The following is a 16,457-nucleotide window of genomic DNA, read 5'->3' as shown; positions in this document are numbered from 1 at the left end:
GTCGTCATCGTTTTGTAGTTTCGTCACCACAAAAATAGGACATACTGGTTCTTGCCTTTTTTTATGAGAAAGCCCTGGTTCTTTTTATTGCTGGCTCAGTGGCGGCCAAACTAAGTTGATACCCGCAGACTGTCTCTCCATACTATGTCACAGGCACTATTATGAAAGCCATTTATTTGCAGGACATCAATACGCCCCTCGTTTATACGGACATGGATACGCCTGTTCCGGGTTCGGGCGAAGTAGTTGTGGCCATTAAGGCCGCAGCCCTTAACCACCGTGATGTGTTTATACAGCAAGGGCTTTATCCGGGCATTAAGCTGCCGGTTATTCCCGGCTCGGACGGGGCGGGCATCGTGACGGCCGCCGGCGACGGTGTCGGCAATAGCTGGATCGGGCAGGAAGTACTGCTGAACTGCGGTCATAACTGGGGCAACAATCCGGCCTGCAACAGCGATCGCTTCACCATCCTGGGCATGCCCGACAACGGTACCTTTGCCGAATACGTACGGATCAGCGCCCAATACCTGCACCCCAAACCGGCCCATCTGTCATTTGCCGAAGCCGCAGCGCTCCCTTTGGCCGGATTAACGGCGTGGCGGGCTCTGATGACGCAGGCGGGTTTAAAGCAATCGCCGGATGCCAGCAGCGAAAAGGTCTTGATTACCGGTATCGGCGGCGGTGTCGCTTTATTTGCCATGCAGTTTGCGATAGCCGCTGGTGCCGAGGTTTGGGTCACCTCCGGCTCTGACGAAAAACTGGCCAAAGCCATCGCCCTCGGTGCCACCGGCGGAGTAAACTATAACGATCAAGACTGGCATAAATCACTGCTCAACCAGACAGGCGGCGGCCGGCAAGGATATTTTTCGGTCATCATCGACGGAGCAGGCGGACCGTCTTTTTCCCGCCTGATTGACTGCGCTGCTCCCGGCGGACGGATTACCATGTATGGCGGAACAACCGGTAGGCTAACAGACCTTATCCCGGCAAAAATTTTCTTTAAGCAGCTACGGATTACCGGCTCCACCATGGGCACTCCGGATGAATTTTCAGCTATGCTCGCATTCACGGAAAAGTACCAGATCCGGCCTGTACTTGATCAGACGTTTGCGCTTGCTGATACCACGAAAGCCTATCAGCGTATGATCGATGGCAAACAGTTCGGGAAAGTTATCCTACATGTCTGATACCTGTTTTTTTTCGATTAAGCGGTCTATTTTCCTGGTTTAACTATATGTTATTCACAATTATAGAAGTTATCCACACCTGAAATGTGGATAACTTTTCCGTTTTGAACACATCTTTTTACAAGCTGCTCTTTCACGAAGCAAGTCGTATCTTTGCCGCAACCAATCTACGTACCCTTTGCGCGCTGACTTTTTATCAGACCGTCTGGAAAAACGACAACAATCCGGCCTCAGCCGACGGCTTACCGTTGCCGATGGTCTTATTGATTTTTGCTCTAATGACTACCTGGGCTTTGCCCGGTCTGCGGCTTTAAAAAACGAGATCCGGGTCCTTGACGATACCCACCCTACCGCCCTGACCGGGGCTACCGGGTCCAGATTACTGGCCGGGCATACGCGGCTGGCGGATGAGGTCGAACAGGAACTGGCCGCATTTTACAAAGCAGAAGCAGCTCTTGTTTTTAACTCCGGCTATGATGCCAACATCGGATTACTGGCCAGCCTGCCGCAGCGCGGTGATACCCTGATTACCGACGAACTGATTCACGCCAGTATGATCGACGGCGCCCGGCTGAGTTATGCGACACGGCTCCGCTTCCGGCACAATGACCTCGCCGATCTGGAACAACAGCTTCAGCAGCCCCACACGGGTCAGGTCTTCGTTGCTGTCGAATCGGTATACTCCATGGATGGCGATCTGGCACCGCTTGCGGAGATGGCTGATCTGTGTGACCGATACAACGCTTTTTTACTGGTTGATGAAGCCCATGCTACCGGCGTTTTCGGCCCACAGGGCGAAGGACTGGTGGTTGCCCTGGGTTTACAGGATCGCATCTTGGCAAGGCTACATACCTTTGGCAAGGCACTGGGTGTGCATGGTGCCGCTGTGGTCGGGCCGGTCTCGCTCCGGCACTACCTGATCAATTTTGCGCGGTCATTTATCTATACGACGGCCTTACCACCCCATAGTTTACTGGCCATGCAGGCTGCCCACCGGTTTGCACAACAGCATCCGGAGCCGCAGCAAACCATTCAGGCACATATCCGGACGTTTCAGAAACTCATTCAGGATTTCCTGCCCGACACGCGCTGGACCGATAGCCAGTCACCGATTCAGTGTCTGATTATTCCTGGTAACGATGCTTGCCGGCAGGTCGCCAAAACAGCACAGCAGGCCGGTTTCGACATCCGGGCAATTCTGAGCCCGACAGTACCGGCCGGTCAGGAACGAATCCGGATTTGTTTACACGCATTCAATACGCCTGATCAATTGCAGGCACTTATCCGTACGCTTCAGCAAGCACTCAACTCAATTAACGCATGAAATTTTTTGTAGCCGGCATTGGTACCGAAATCGGAAAGACCGTGGTATCAGCCATTCTTACAGAAGCACTCAAGGCAGACTACTGGAAGCCCATACAATCGGGCGCACTCGAAGACTCAGACACGCATACCGTCCGCCGGTATATCAGTAACGCAGCATCCGTTTTTCATCCGGAGGCCTACCGCCTGCGGGAACCTCTCTCTCCGCATGCAGCCGCAGCCATTGACGGCGTTACGATTGAACTCAGTAAACTCGTTATTCCTGAGACCGACAATCATCTGGTCATTGAGCTGGCCGGCGGTCTGATGGTACCGCTCAATGATACCGACCTGAATATTGATTTTGTGCAGCAGTCGGGTTTGCCGGTAGTGCTGGTATCGCGTAATTACCTGGGTAGTATCAACCATACGCTGTTATCTGTCGATGCCCTTAAACAGCGGAACATTCCGATCCTCGGCCTGATTTTCAACGGTGAGACAACGCCTGCGTCCGAATCGTTTATTCTTAACTATACCGGCTTGCCCTGTCTAGCCCGTATTCCGCTGGAATCTAATCTTACGCCAGAGGTAATAGCCCGGCATGCTGCTGAGCTGACTAGCTTCCGGGAAGTCTAAGAACTTCCTGGAAGTTGACTAGTGCGATAAACTCCCCGAGGGTTTTGAACCCCCGGGGAGTTAGATTCGATTTTTTTAGTATGCATGCATACTGTTTTATTTTTTTTATGTAATTTTCCCGACAGAAAATTGGTTTTATCAGTAGTGGTGGTGCAAATCCACTAACCGATAGAAGCAAAGACCATTGTGTCGGATTACACGAATCAAAAAAAGGATAAACCCGGTTGACAATATGGATGCATACGTAGTAGCCGGATACCGTACGGCAGTGGGCAAAGCCCCCCGTGGTGGTCTCCGCTTTACCCGCCCCGACGATATGGCGGCAGAAGTTATCAAGCACTTACTGGCTCTGGTTCCGCAACTTGATCCGGCGCGTGTCGAAGACCTGATTGTAGGTAATGCTGTGCCGGAAGCCGAGCAGGGTATGCAGATCGCACGGTACATTGCCCTGCTTTCGTTGCCGAAAAGTGTTCCGGGCATGACCATTAACCGCTACTGCGGCTCTGGCCTGGAGGCAATTGCCATTGCCTCAGCCAAAATTCACGCCGGTCTGGCCGACTGTATCATCGCCGGTGGTACCGAATCGATGTCATTGGTGCCGGTAATGGGTTGGAAAACAGCACTGAACTATGAAATTGCCAAACAACATCCTGATTACTATATCGGTATGGGCCTGACGGCCGAGCAGGTAGCCGATCAGTTCAAGATCAGCCGTGAGGAGCAGGATCAGTTTGCCTATGAATCACACCAGAAAGCGCTGGCCGCTCAGGCAGCCGGTAAATTCAGCGGTGAGATTGTACCGATTTCGGTTAAAGAAACCTATTTCGACGCAGCCAGCGGCAAAAAGAAAACCCGCGAATGGACTGTTAGTCAGGATGAAGGCCCACGGGCTGATACAAATGCCGAGGCACTTGGCCGTCTGAAACCGGTGTTTGCCGCAGGCGGTTCGGTAACGGCCGGTAACTCGTCACAAACATCTGACGGGGCGGCCTTTGTGATTGTCATGTCGGAGCGGCTTGTGAATGAGCTTAACCTCAAGCCAATCGGCCGTATGATGTCCTATGCAACTGCCGGTGTTGAGCCCCGTATCATGGGTATTGGCCCGGTAGCCGCTATTCCGATTGCGCTGCAAAAAGCCGGTTTGTCAAAAGACGATATTGACCAGATCGAACTGAACGAAGCCTTTGCGGCCCAGTCACTGGCTGTGGTGAAGGAACTGGATCTGGATCGCAGTAAAATAAACCCGAATGGCGGTGCTATTGCCCTCGGTCACGCACTTGGCTCTACAGGGGCGCGTTTATCGGTTCAGCTCCTCAACGAGATGGGCCGCGAAAACCAGAAATATGGTATGGTCTCCGCCTGTGTGGGCGGCGGTCAGGGAGTTGCCGGTATTTTTGAGCGTCTATAGTTTCATTTTTTCAGAAGCAAATGCCGGACGGGTTCAGTACCCGTCCGGCATTTTTCATATAAATCCCCGCCATTTTTTTGGATTAGGTTAGAACTACAGGCTCTGCTCCTTATAGAGATACCTTGACCTTTTCCTGCTTATGAACCACCTTTCGATTGCCGATTACGCAGTATTTCTGCTTTATTTCATCATTGTGTCGGGCTATGGCTACTGGATTTACCGCCGTAAGAAAACAGCCAGTACCGACACGAAAGACTTTTTTCTTGCCGAAGGGTCATTGACCTGGTGGGCCATCGGCGCCTCCCTGATTGCCTCTAACATTTCGGCCGAGCACTTTATCGGTATGGCAGGTTCGGGTTTTGCCATGGGGCTGGCAATTTCATCATACGAATGGATTGCTGCCGCCGTACTTATCATAGTTGCCGTCTTCTTTATCCCGATTTACCTCCGCAATCACATTTATACCATGCCCCAGTTTCTGGCGCAGCGGTACAATGATACGGTGAGTACGATTCTGGCGATCTTCTGGCTGATTGTATACGTACTGGTTAACCTGACCTCTATCCTGTATCTGGGTGCAATTGCTATCGAATCGCTGGCCGGTATTTCGTTTACGGCCTGTACCATCGGATTGGCTGCATTCGCCATTTTTATCACCCTCGGCGGCATGAAAGTTATCGGTTATACCGATGTGGTACAGGTAGTTGTACTGATCATTGGCGGTCTCGTAGTTACGTATCTGGCACTTAATCTGGTTTCTGATAAAATTGGTGGCGAAGGTGCTGTCAACGGCCTTTTCTCGCTGCGCAAACAAGCTGATACCCACTTTCACATGTTCTTTCCGGAAGGTCACCCGTATTACACAGTGCTGCCGGGTATGGCCCTGGTTACGGGCGGTATGTGGGTCAATAACCTGTCGTACTGGGGCTGCAATCAGTACATTGTACAACGGGCGCTGGGTGCCGATTTAAAAACAGCCCGCTCCGGAATTCTGTTTGCTGCTTTCCTCAAACTGATGATTCCGCTTATCGTGGTTATTCCGGGGATTGCGGCGTTTGTGCTGTATCAAAACGGTACGTTTCAGCAGGAAATGACCGGCCCGAACGGTGCCGTACGGCCCGACAACGCCTATCCGGTGCTGATGAACCTGCTGCCAAACGGCATGAAAGGCCTTGCTTTTGCTGCCCTGACTGCTGCCGTGGTTGCGTCGCTGGCCGGTAAGTGTAACAGCATCTCGACCATTTTCACGCTCGATATTTACAAAAAGTTTTTTGACAAGGATGCCTCAGAAGAAAAACTGGTTCGGGTTGGCCGCTGGGCGGTAGTTGTAGCGTTCATCATCGCCATCATGATTGCGCCGACGCTCCGGTCTTTTGATCAGGTCTATCAGTACATTCAGGAGTATACTAACTTCCTGACACCAGGCGTTTTTGCCATTTTCCTGCTTGGGTTCTTCTGGAAGCGCGCCACCACCTCAGCCGCGCTGACGGTTGCGATCATGACCATTCCGCTCTCGACGCTGCTGAAATTCTGGCCGGAATTCATGCACTTGTTTGATGTGCAGGCGAATGAAATTCCTTTCCTGCACCGGACTATGTGGGTCTTTACCATCGATGTGGCCATCATGATTATTGTCTCATATCTCGACCCGATTGGCCGGAAAATGGCCAAAGGCTTTGATATTGATACCAGAATGTTCCGCGTTACCCCGTCATTCATTGCCGGCTCTATCGCTATATTCAGCATTCTGGCTGTATTATACACCGTTTTCTGGTAATAGATCCATGAAGTATGGGCTCTTTTTTGGACTGACATTGATCACCTCAACGGCTTCAGCACAGCTTACCCCAGAACTCGACGCTGTACTGGCAGCACATACCAAACCAGACCAGCCGGGCATTGCCCTCAAGGTTGAAGTAAATGGTCATGTGCTGTACGAAAAGAATGCCGGTGTGATCAATACCCGTTCCCGAAAGCCCATTACATCGATGACCAACTTCCGGATGGCGTCGGTTTCGAAACAGTTTACAGCGATGGCTATCCTGCTGCTTGAAAAGCAGGGAAAACTGTCTCTGACCGACCCCATCCGTCGTTTTTTTCCTGCCTTTAACCAGCGTGCAGGCGATCAGGTACTGATCAGGCATTTATTAACGCATTCCTCGGGTTTGCCTGACTACGAATCGGTTATGAATCGGGATCAGAAAAAACAGCTGCTGGATGCCGACATACTGAACCTGCTGGCACCTGGGGACAGCCTGTATTTTACGCCCGGCACCCAATTCCGCTACAGTAATTCCGGTTTTTGCCTGCTGGCGCTGATTGTGGAGAAAGTGTCCGGTCAGTCGTTTCCGTCATTTGTCGCACAGCATATTTTTGCGCCGCTGCACATGACGGGCTCACGGGTATATATTCCGGGTAAACCGCTGCCTGACCGCGCGATGGGGTATGCGCGCAACGAAGCCGGTGTTATTTATTTCTCCGACCAAAGTGTAACAAGTGCTACTAAAGGCGACGGCGGAGTCTACACTTCGCTTAACGACTATCAAAAATGGAGTAATGCCCTCCGCAATAACACACTCATTGACCTGGAAGCCTCGTTGGCGTCGGTCCGTCAGCCGATTCCCCAACCGGCCGGCAGTTTCTACGGCGACGGCTGGTTTTTCACGCAAGCAGGTGAGCTTGTCCTGTTTCACTCCGGCAGTACCTGCGGCTTCAGTACATTTGTGATTCATGTACCGGCAAAACGGTTGCAGGTAACCTTTTTTTCCAACCTCGCCAATCAGGATAAGGCATTTTCCGACGTGTTGCAGGTGCTGAAAACGAATGGTACACCTTATATTGGCAACGTAATGGCATTACACCAGCTTACGCGCTGACGTAGGTACCGGCTTCATCACACGTTAAAACCGGCACCCATATATGCACGGAAATGATACCAAACGACTGTCCAGACTTACGGCTATTCTGACACAACTACAGACTAAACGTATTCTGACCGCTACTGAGCTGGCGCAGAGGTTTTCGGTTAGTATCCGGACCATTTACCGCGATATAAGAGCACTTGAACAGGCCGGTGTTCCGGTTGTGACAGAAGAAGGAAAGGGATATTCACTCATGGAGGATTATCGTATTCCGCCTGTTATGTTTACTGAAAGCCAGGCAAATGCCTTAATTCTTGCCGAACAGCTGGTGCTCAAAAATAAAGATGCGTCGTTTATCAGGGATTATCTGGAAGCAATCGACAAGATCAAGGCTGTCTTAAAACAAAATGTCAGGCACAAAGCCAACCTGCTTACAGACCGTACACGCTTTGATCAAAATATCCACCGCGAACGCACCAGTAATAACGTATCTGCCCTGCAGTTCGCCCTGACTAATTTCCGGCTGACGAAAATAGAATACGTCAATGAAGCGCAGCAATCGTCTGTACGCCTTGTTGAACCTTTCGCCTTGCTGAGTACAGAAAACTGGTTATTAGTAGCGTGGTGTCGTTCACGGAATCAGTTCCGCTATTTCAGGCTGGACAGGATCAAGCATCTTGACGTTCTCAATCAGTCATTTACGCCACACAATATGACCTTGCAGGATTTTTTTGATAAATACCATTAACCGCTGACATACCCCTGACATAAGGCTGTCACCCTGCGGATGTAGCTTTGTATCATCAACTCAAACATCTGTTTTATGATCAGCCAATTCGCAAATTTAAACTGGATCAGTATCCTGATTGCCTTCATTGCTTACTTTGTTCTCGGTGCCTTATGGTTTACTTTATTTTTCACCAGACAGTATAAAATTTCACTCGGCAGAGCTGACGAGACTTTGCAAAACAACAAACCTATCTTTATCCTCGGACCGGCCCTCTGTTCTTTGGTTATTACGATTGCCAGCGCTGTTTTAATAAACGCCCTGCATATTCAGTCCTTTGCTGACGCCTTCGTTTTTGCATTTGTTGTTGGCTTTGGCTATCTGGTTGCCAATACGGTCAATATTGCTATTAATCCTAACATTCCGAGGCCAATCCATTATGGTGTCATCAGTGGTACCTATCATCTGGCCGGCATTTTAATTGTCAGTACCATACTTGTAGCCATGCACTAATGGAGGAATCCCGACCCTACGACACCTTTTATCCTGCAAACCGGCAGGAATGGCGGCAATGGCTGGCCGAAAACCACGAGAAAAAGCAAGCTGTCTGGCTGATTTTTAATAAAAAACAAGCCGACAAATCAAGGCTTTCGTGGAGCAACTCGGTTGACGAAGCTCTTTGTTTTGGCTGGATCGACAGCAAGGCAAAAACCATTGACGAGAATCAGTACATGCAGTTTTTCAGTAAACGAAAGCCCAAAAGTGTCTGGTCAAAGATTAACAAGGAAAAAATTCAGCGTCTGATCAGTGAAGGGCTTATGGCGCCCGCCGGCTACGCAGCCATCGAGGTGGCTAAGCAAAACGGGTCATGGTCAATATTCGACGAGGCGGAGGCAATGACGATTCCGGACGACCTGGCCAGTGCTCTTGCTGACCAGCCGGTAGCACAAACCTTTTTTCTCGGCTTATCTAAATCTGCCCGGAAAGCGATACTGCAATGGCTGGTGCTCGCCCGACTGCCCGAAACGCGGCAGCGGCGTATTACCGAGATCGTAACCCTCGCCGGTCAGCAGCAGAAGCCGAAGCAGTTCAGATGACAAAAAATGGCCCTGATCAGCAGAAGCTGTCAGGGCCGTACTGTATGTATATAATTTCCTCAGCGGATTGCTGATACAAATTCCTTGATGCGCTCCTCCGTTGCCGGACCGTTCTGCAGGTGGCGGATAAAGGCACTGCCTATGATGGCGCCATTGGCATACTCACAAGCCATCTGATACGTCTCGGTATCCTTAATACCGAAGCCAATCAGCCTTGGGTTACGCAGGTTCATAGCCTTGATCCGATTGAAATAAGCCAGCATATTGCCGCTTACACCGCTTTGTGAGCCCGTAATACTCGCCGATGACACCATGTAAATAAAGCCTTCGGTTTGCTCATCAATGAGCCGGATACGGGCCTCAGCTGTCTGCGGCGTAATCAGGAAGATATTCAGCAGGCCATATTCGCGGAAAACAGACTCGTATTCGTCAAGGTAAAGATCAAGCGGCAAATCCGGCAAAATAACACCGTCAACGCCAACTTCTTTACATTTCTGACAAAACGCTTCGACACCGAACTGCAGCACCGGGTTGATATAGCCCATCAGCAATATCGGGACTGTTACGTCGTCCCGGCAACCGGCGAGCTGGTCGAACAGCAATCGCAGTGACATCCCCTGTTCCAGCGCCTGCATATTGCTTTGCTGAATGGTCTCGCCATCAGCTACCGGATCAGAATAAGGCATACCGATTTCTACCAGATCAACGCCCGCTTTTTCCAGCGACCGCAGTATAGAAGCCGTAGCACCGATTTCCGGAAACCCTGCGGTAAAATAAACATTTAATAACCCCTGACTTTTTCGGGCGAAGAGGTCGTTAATACGGTTTTGGGTTACTGTTTGTATCATTTGAAACGTCGGGTAATACTTTCCCCCGTTTTTAAGTCATTAATTATCAGCCTTGGCGTTGCCTGTTTACAGGTATTTTGAATACGTGGCCAGATCTTTATCACCGCGGCCGGATAAGCATACCACAACTACATCGTTGTCAGTCAGCGGCAACTCTTTAAGCGCCGCCAGGGCATGGGCTGACTCCAATGCCGGAATAATGCCTTCCAGACGTGTCAGTTCAAAAGCCGCTTTTACAGCATCTTCATCTGTAATGCTTTTGAAAATGCCCCGTCCCGAATCAAACAGATGCGCATGCAGCGGACCGATTCCCGGATAGTCAAGACCTGCTGAAATCGAATACGGTTCAGTAACCTGACCATCTTCGGTTTGCATCAGGATTGTCCGGCTACCATGCAGTACTCCTGGCTTACCAAGCGCCGTGGTGGCTGCCGAATGTCCCGATGAGATACCCATACCTGCCGCTTCAGCTGCTACCAGCTTCACCGATGTTTCATCAAGATAATGGAAGAACGCACCGGCGGCATTACTACCACCCCCTACGCAAGCCACTACATAGTCAGGGTTTTCGCTGCCTGTTTTTGCAAACAGCTGCTTTTTCACCTCTTCCGAAATGACCGACTGGAAACGGGCAACCATATCCGGATACGGGTGCGGGCCGACAACGGATCCAATGATGTAATGCGTATCCACCGGATTATTGATCCAGTGACGCATAGCTTCGTTAGTTGCATCCTTCAGCGTCTGACTACCCGACGTTGCGGCTACCACCGTTGCACCCAGCATTTTCATCCGGTCAACGTTTGGCTTTTGCCGCTCAATGTCGATAGACCCCATGTATACCACACATTCGAGTCCCATCAGGGCGCAAACCGTTGCCGTTGCCACGCCATGCTGACCGGCGCCGGTTTCGGCAACAATGCGTTTTTTACCAAGCCGTTTCGCAATCAGGATTTGTCCGATCGTGTTATTTATTTTATGCGCACCGGTATGGCACAGGTCCTCACGCTTAAGGTAAATCGTTGCATTCAGCTGTTCAGAAAGGCGTGATGCCAGAAACAACGGTGTTGGCCGGCCCACATAATCTGTCAGCAAATACTGGTATTCCTGCTGAAAGGCAGGGTCATTAATGATAGTCAGGTAATTTTGGCGAAGCTCCTCCACATTTGGATAAAGCATTTCGGGGATAAACGCACCGCCGAACCGCCCGTAAAAACCTTTATCATTTACGCCAAAGGGAGAGAGTGTCTGATCAAGAGCAACTTGCATGAGTAAGAGAAAATTAATTGCCCGCCGCTTAGCTGTTCAGAATGTATCGCTAAACGGCTTTATCAGTGATAATTTGTTGTACTCAATGAAATTCCGGCTTACGTATGCGCGCAAAAGCCTTACTTCGGGCGAAAACCCGAATTTAAACCATAAACGCATCAGGGGAGCAGCGTTTATGATACTTCTTCTTCTACCGGTTTTAACCGTATCAGGATTTCTTTTAACAGCTCCGGATTTTTCAGGCCCGGCTCAATTTCGATTTTGCTGTTGATATCAACGCCATATAGCTTCATCCCGCGCAGGTTATCAATTTCATCCAGGTTATCGACTCCGATGCCACCACTCAGGAAAAACGGCTTTTCGTTGTCATACCGGCTTAACACCCGCCAGTCAAATGCGAACCCGTTGCCGCCGGGATTCTCTCCCTTTGCATCAAACAGGAAAAAATCGCAGTGTGGCTTGTAGTTGTTCAGCATAGAAAAATTGAACGATGAGTCTACGGCAAATGCCTTGATAATACTTACCCCGCGCATACGCAGACTTTTACAGTAGTCAGGCGTTTCGGTTCCATGCAGCTGAGCATAATCAAGCTCATACTTTTTGACGGTACGCAGGATAAAATCAATGCTGGCATTCACAAACACACCAACCTTCTGGATTTTGCGGGGCAGGCTTTTTACCAGCTCTGCGTCAAAATCTTCGCCAACATAGCGGGGTGATTTATCATAAAAAATAAACCCCATGAAATCTGGATTTAATGCTGCTATTTGCTCCATGTTAGCAGCATCGCGCATACCGCATACTTTTACTTTCATCGTGCAGGATGTATGGTTTTAAGATGACGTTTGCATCAACGAATCAGCTACAAGCGCAGCCAGTGCGTCTGCCGGTGCTGATGTTTTCATAAATGCTTCTCCAATCAGGAACCCTTCAAAGCCGGCTTCACGCAATACCTGGATGGTTGTTGCGCTTGACAGGCCGCTTTCGGCTACCTTTACAAACGAAGACGGAATGCGGTCGGCAAGCCGTAAAGACGTTTCTACAGATGTAACAAAGGTTTTCAGGCTTCGGTTATTAACACCGATCAGATCGACGATCTGAGGAAGCTCCTCAATGGCCAGGCATTGATCCAGCTCGTCCTCGTCATGTACTTCAAGAAGAACTTCGAGGCCAAGCCGTTTGGCTTCCAGGCCTAATGTTTTTACCTGCTCCGGCGTCAGACAGGCTGCGATCAGCAGCACAAGGTCAGCACCCCATGCCTTAGCCTCCAGCAACTGGTACGGATCAACAATAAAATCCTTACGCAGTACGGGCGTTACAGGGTTTGCCGCTCTGGCTTTGATGAGATCATCAGGTTTTCCGCCGAAAAACGGCTCATCTGTCAGAACCGACAGGCAGGCAGCTCCGGCCTTGACGTATCCCTGCGTTGTTGCCACAACATCAGCCGTATCGTTAATCACCCCTTTCGATGGCGATTTACGTTTAAATTCCGCAATGATACCGGTAGAACCTGTAGCCTGGATAGCCGCACGGGCAGAGTTAACTGTTCGCTGTATAGTCGGTAGTTTCTCCAGAGATTGCGCAGGAATCATTGCTTTCCGCTGGGCAACTTCTGTAATTTTTTTCTCAACAATGCGATCTAGAATTGTCATGAAAGTCAGGTTATTCAGCTACGGATCAGATTTATTTAGCAATAAGTGTCTTGAACGATTGCAAAGCCCGCTTACTTTCTAAAGACTCCCGTGCCATAGCGATGGCTTCCTCGTGAGTCTGTGCTTTGTTGGCGGCAAACAAGGCCATGCCTGCATTCGCAATGACAGCCTCTTTCTGAGCAACTTCAGCCTCATCATTCAGTACATTCATGAATATCCGGGCTGACTCATCTACGGTTTTTCCTCCTGCCAGCGCCTCTGGTGTATGTGTATGTAAACCCAGTTGTTCAGGGTTAAGCAATAGTTCCGTGCGATTGGTAATTGCTTTAAAAGACCCTGTTAATGATACCTCATCGTAACCATCTAATGAGTGTAATATCATAAACTGTTTATGGGTTTGCTGATAAAGATACGCATATAATCTCGCCAATTCAAGATTAAATACACCAACTAACTGTTTTTTAGGACTTGCCGGGTTTACGATCGGACCCAGTACATTGAAGAATGTTTTGACGCCCAATTCGCGCCGGATGGGGGCCACATTCTTCATCGCCGGATGAAAGAGCGGTGCATGCAGAAAACAGATTCCTGCCGTCTCCATTTTACGCTGTAGTTCGCCCTCGTCATTGGTAAACGTGTAACCAAGTTTTTCCATAACCGTTGACGACCCGCACAACGATGATACACCGTGATTACCATGCTTGGCGACACGTTGCCCGGCACCGGCCACGACAAAGGAAGACAGCGTAGAAATGTTAAATGTATCTTTACCATCACCGCCTGTACCGCACAGGTCCATCGGGTCATAAGCCGATAAATCAACCGCAAGGCAGAGTTCAAGCATGGCATCGCGGAAGCCTTCAAGTTCTTCAACGCGGACACTACGCATCATATAAACCGTCAGAAAAGAAGCAATCTGTGACGAGTTATACACTCCCTGGCTGATATTGATCAGTACTTGTTTTGCCTGCTCCTTCGATAGGGTTTTATATTCAAAAAGGTGATTTAAAATTGCTTTCATATAGCAGCCTTTAGTCAATAATTAAGCAGTTAACCAGTTTTTCAGCATGGTAATTCCTCCCTCGGTCAATACCGACTCCGGATGAAACTGAAGTCCTTTTACGTCGTAGGTAGTATGCGCTAATGCCATGACACGTCCCTGTTCATCAACGGCCGTTACTTTCAGGGTTTCCGGCATTGATTCCGGTGTTACTGTCCATGAATGATATCGGCCAACGGTAATTTCCGCAGGCAGGCCGCTGAAAATACGCTCAGACGAATCGGTTATATACGCCTTATGAGCAACCCCATGCAGTACATCACCCAGATTCTGTAGTTCGGCACCAAACACCTCACCAATTCCCTGATGCCCTAAACAAATGCCTAATATACTTTTTACAGGACCGTAGGTAGCCACCAGTTCCTGCAGAATCCCCGCCTCTGACGGAATCCCGGGACCTGGCGATAGCAGTACCTTATCGTATTGGTTTACAGCATCAACCGAAATTTTATCATTGCGTATTACATCCGGCTTAACCCCTAATTCACGCAGGATATAGACCAGGTTATATGTAAACGAATCGTAATTATCTAAGACGAGTAGCTTCATTGTTTTTCCGGCTCACCGGTAGTGTTCGTTGAATTATATAGTTCGTGCCTGTTCAATAGCCGTCCGTAGCGCAGCCAGCTTATTATGTACCTCCTGCAATTCGCTTTCTACAACTGACTTTGCCACAATACCGGCACCAGCCTGATAGTAAAGCGTATTGTTTTTGCTCATAAACGTCCGGATCATAATCGCATGATTGAACTCACCATCAAAGCCCATATAGCCAATACTCCCTGAATAAAAACTACGGCTGATGTTTTCGTAACGGTCAATGAGCTTCATTGCCATATGCTTCGGTGCTCCTGATAATGTACCGGCCGGGAAGGTTTCACCTACAATTGTTAATGGCTCCGCTTCATCAGTCAGCGTACCAACTACTTTGGATACCAGGTGAATAACATGGGAGTAATATTGAATTTCTTTGAAGGTTTCAACATTTACGACATCGCAGTTACGGCTCAGATCATTACGGGCCAGATCAACCAGCATCACATGTTCGGCCGATTCTTTCGGATCATCATAGAGCTTTTGTGCCAGTTCTGCATCCTTAATGTCATCACCTGTCCGGCGAAATGTACCGGCAATGGGATAAATCGTCGCCTTACGGTCTTTAACAACAATCTGAGATTCAGGAGACGAGCCGAAAAACTTAAAATTGCCGTAATCAAAGTAAAAAAGATAAGGAGACGGGTTAAGCGAACGCAGGGCACGGTAAACATTGAATTCGTCGCCTTTAAACGGGATGGAGAAACGTCTGGATAAAACAATCTGGAAAACATCTCCGCGCTGACAATGATCTTTCCCTTTCTGAATAACTGCCCGAAACGCATCATCGGTAAAGTTCGACTCTTCTTCGCCGTTTACATCAAACGAATACGTTGCATAATTCCGGCTTGTGATCAGTGAGCTAATGTACTCCAGATTACTTTCCCCTTCCTGTTCGTCGTCTTTCAGGTAGGTATGCTCAAAGAGGTATAGCTCATCTTTAAAGTGATTAATGGCAACCACATAACGATAGACCTGGAAAATTGCCGCAGGGATATCGTTTTCAGCCGGAATGGTTGCGGTCAGTTCGATATCTTCAAAACTCTGTACACTCGGAAAGCCGAAATAACCAAAGGTTCCGTTTGTTATAAAGTTGAAACTTGATTTCTGATGATTGAACGATGCTTTGAATTCGTTCAGTTCAGCAAGTAATTCCCGCCGTTCGATCGTTTTCGTTTCTTCGGTACCGTCAGGCATTTTTATCTGCAACTGATCGTGTGAATATTCGAAACGGGCAACCGGGTCAAAGCAGATGTAGGAGAACGAGTTTTCGTTGCCGTGGTAGTCTGCACTTTCCAGCAAAATGCTGTTCAGATAGCGGTCCCGAACCCGTAAGTAGATACTCACCGGTGTTATGATATCGGCCAGCATGCGTTTGTGCCGGCTGACAACATTAAATTTTGAGGTTACTAATTGTTCCATTGTTAAAAAGAAAGGGATAAAAAAAGGCCTACTGCGTGAACAGTAGGCCTCGTAAAAATGCTCATGTATACACATAGCGGCTCTGTTCACCATAAGTCAGGAGAACGCCACCACCAGATGTTTACGATATATTGTGATTGAATCATGTCTTTTAGATAGCAAGCATTGATTTTATCGGCAATGCTCAATAAAAACTGCACAGGTTCGCCCTGCGCCGTCTTTGTACAGGCACAAATATAGGTATATAAGTAGTTAGTGCAACTATCGGCAGCTTTTTTTTGATTTTTTTCGGATGAATATTAGCCGACCGACAGGCATTTTTCTATGGGTTGGAGGGGGTATAAACGACAAGAGCCGACCCTTGCGGATCGGCTCTGTCAATTACTGAGGTGGC

16 protein-coding genes are annotated in these 16,457 nt (G+C 49.0%); 9 read left to right on the top strand and 7 right to left on the bottom strand.

Going from position 1 to position 16,457, the window contains the following annotated elements; genetic code table 11:
• Window positions 1-161 precede the first annotated feature (161 nt).
• From AC23NW_RS34960 to AC23NW_RS34920, 9 genes are all read left to right on the top strand, one after another.
• Entirely contained in the window at window positions 162-1,187 is a 1,026-nt protein-coding gene (locus tag AC23NW_RS34960; RefSeq protein WP_487455245.1) for a quinone oxidoreductase family protein, read from the top strand.
• A gap of 178 nt (window positions 1,188-1,365) precedes the next feature.
• Window positions 1,366-2,511: an aminotransferase class I/II-fold pyridoxal phosphate-dependent enzyme gene (locus AC23NW_RS34955; RefSeq protein ID WP_487455244.1), complete on the top strand. Its 1,146-nt coding sequence runs from the start codon at window positions 1,366-1,368 to the stop codon at window positions 2,509-2,511.
• Window positions 2,508-3,125: a dethiobiotin synthase gene (gene bioD, locus AC23NW_RS34950; RefSeq protein ID WP_487455243.1), complete on the top strand. Its 618-nt coding sequence runs from the start codon at window positions 2,508-2,510 to the stop codon at window positions 3,123-3,125. The genes AC23NW_RS34955 and bioD overlap by 4 nt, the downstream gene beginning before the upstream one ends.
• 232 nt (window positions 3,126-3,357) lie before the next feature.
• The gene (locus AC23NW_RS34945) at window positions 3,358-4,533 is read left to right on the top strand and encodes an acetyl-CoA C-acyltransferase (protein WP_487455242.1); all 1,176 of its coding nucleotides are present in this window, start codon (window positions 3,358-3,360) and stop codon (window positions 4,531-4,533) included.
• Window positions 4,534-4,672: 139 nt separating this feature from the next.
• The gene (locus AC23NW_RS34940) at window positions 4,673-6,310 is read left to right on the top strand and encodes a sodium/sugar symporter (RefSeq protein WP_487455241.1); all 1,638 of its coding nucleotides are present in this window, start codon (window positions 4,673-4,675) and stop codon (window positions 6,308-6,310) included.
• 7 nt (window positions 6,311-6,317) lie between these two features.
• Entirely contained in the window at window positions 6,318-7,409 is a 1,092-nt protein-coding gene (locus tag AC23NW_RS34935; protein ID WP_487455240.1) for a serine hydrolase domain-containing protein, read from the top strand.
• A 43-nt stretch (window positions 7,410-7,452) separates the two neighbouring features.
• Window positions 7,453-8,142: a helix-turn-helix transcriptional regulator gene (locus tag AC23NW_RS34930; RefSeq protein WP_293841660.1), complete on the top strand. Its 690-nt coding sequence runs from the start codon at window positions 7,453-7,455 to the stop codon at window positions 8,140-8,142.
• A 75-nt stretch (window positions 8,143-8,217) separates the two neighbouring features.
• Window positions 8,218-8,634, top strand: a complete 417-nt coding sequence (locus AC23NW_RS34925) for a DUF1761 domain-containing protein (RefSeq protein WP_293841657.1) — start codon at window positions 8,218-8,220, stop codon at window positions 8,632-8,634.
• Window positions 8,634-9,218: a YdeI/OmpD-associated family protein gene (locus AC23NW_RS34920; protein ID WP_487455239.1), complete on the top strand. Its 585-nt coding sequence runs from the start codon at window positions 8,634-8,636 to the stop codon at window positions 9,216-9,218. The genes AC23NW_RS34925 and AC23NW_RS34920 overlap by 1 nt, the downstream gene beginning before the upstream one ends.
• Before the next feature lie 59 nt (window positions 9,219-9,277).
• Here the strand turns inward: AC23NW_RS34920 and trpA are convergent, their stop codons facing one another.
• The 7 genes from trpA to AC23NW_RS34885 all read right to left on the bottom strand — a co-directional run bounded on the left by trpA (window position 9,278) and on the right by AC23NW_RS34885 (window position 16,063).
• Entirely contained in the window at window positions 9,278-10,066 is a 789-nt protein-coding gene (gene trpA / locus AC23NW_RS34915; protein WP_487455238.1) for a tryptophan synthase subunit alpha, read from the bottom strand.
• Window positions 10,067-10,132: 66 nt separating this feature from the next.
• A complete protein-coding gene (gene trpB / locus AC23NW_RS34910) occupies window positions 10,133-11,335 on the bottom strand; it encodes a tryptophan synthase subunit beta (protein WP_293841648.1) in 1,203 nt (400 codons plus the stop codon).
• Window positions 11,336-11,508: 173 nt separating this feature from the next.
• Complete coding sequence (locus AC23NW_RS34905; RefSeq protein ID WP_487455237.1) at window positions 11,509-12,150, bottom strand: phosphoribosylanthranilate isomerase; 642 nt, start codon at window positions 12,148-12,150, stop codon at window positions 11,509-11,511.
• A gap of 18 nt (window positions 12,151-12,168) precedes the next feature.
• Window positions 12,169-12,987, bottom strand: coding sequence for an indole-3-glycerol phosphate synthase TrpC (gene trpC / locus AC23NW_RS34900; protein ID WP_293841642.1), 819 nt, complete (start codon window positions 12,985-12,987; stop codon window positions 12,169-12,171).
• Between the two features lie 31 nt (window positions 12,988-13,018).
• Window positions 13,019-14,008 carry an anthranilate phosphoribosyltransferase gene (gene trpD / locus AC23NW_RS34895; RefSeq protein WP_487455236.1) on the bottom strand — a complete coding sequence of 330 codons (990 nt, stop codon included), beginning with the start codon at window positions 14,006-14,008 and terminating at the stop codon, window positions 13,019-13,021.
• Between the two features lie 21 nt (window positions 14,009-14,029).
• A complete protein-coding gene (locus AC23NW_RS34890; RefSeq protein WP_293841636.1) occupies window positions 14,030-14,596 on the bottom strand; it encodes an anthranilate synthase component II in 567 nt (188 codons plus the stop codon).
• 33 nt (window positions 14,597-14,629) lie between these two features.
• A complete protein-coding gene (locus AC23NW_RS34885) occupies window positions 14,630-16,063 on the bottom strand; it encodes an anthranilate synthase component I family protein (protein WP_487455235.1) in 1,434 nt (477 codons plus the stop codon).
• Window positions 16,064-16,457 lie beyond the last annotated feature (394 nt).

The sequence above is a fragment of the Arsenicibacter sp. R0_47 genome (genome assembly GCF_057652235.1).
The sequence above is the reverse complement of the archived record's forward strand: the minus strand, read 5'-3'. Positions and strand labels throughout refer to the sequence as shown.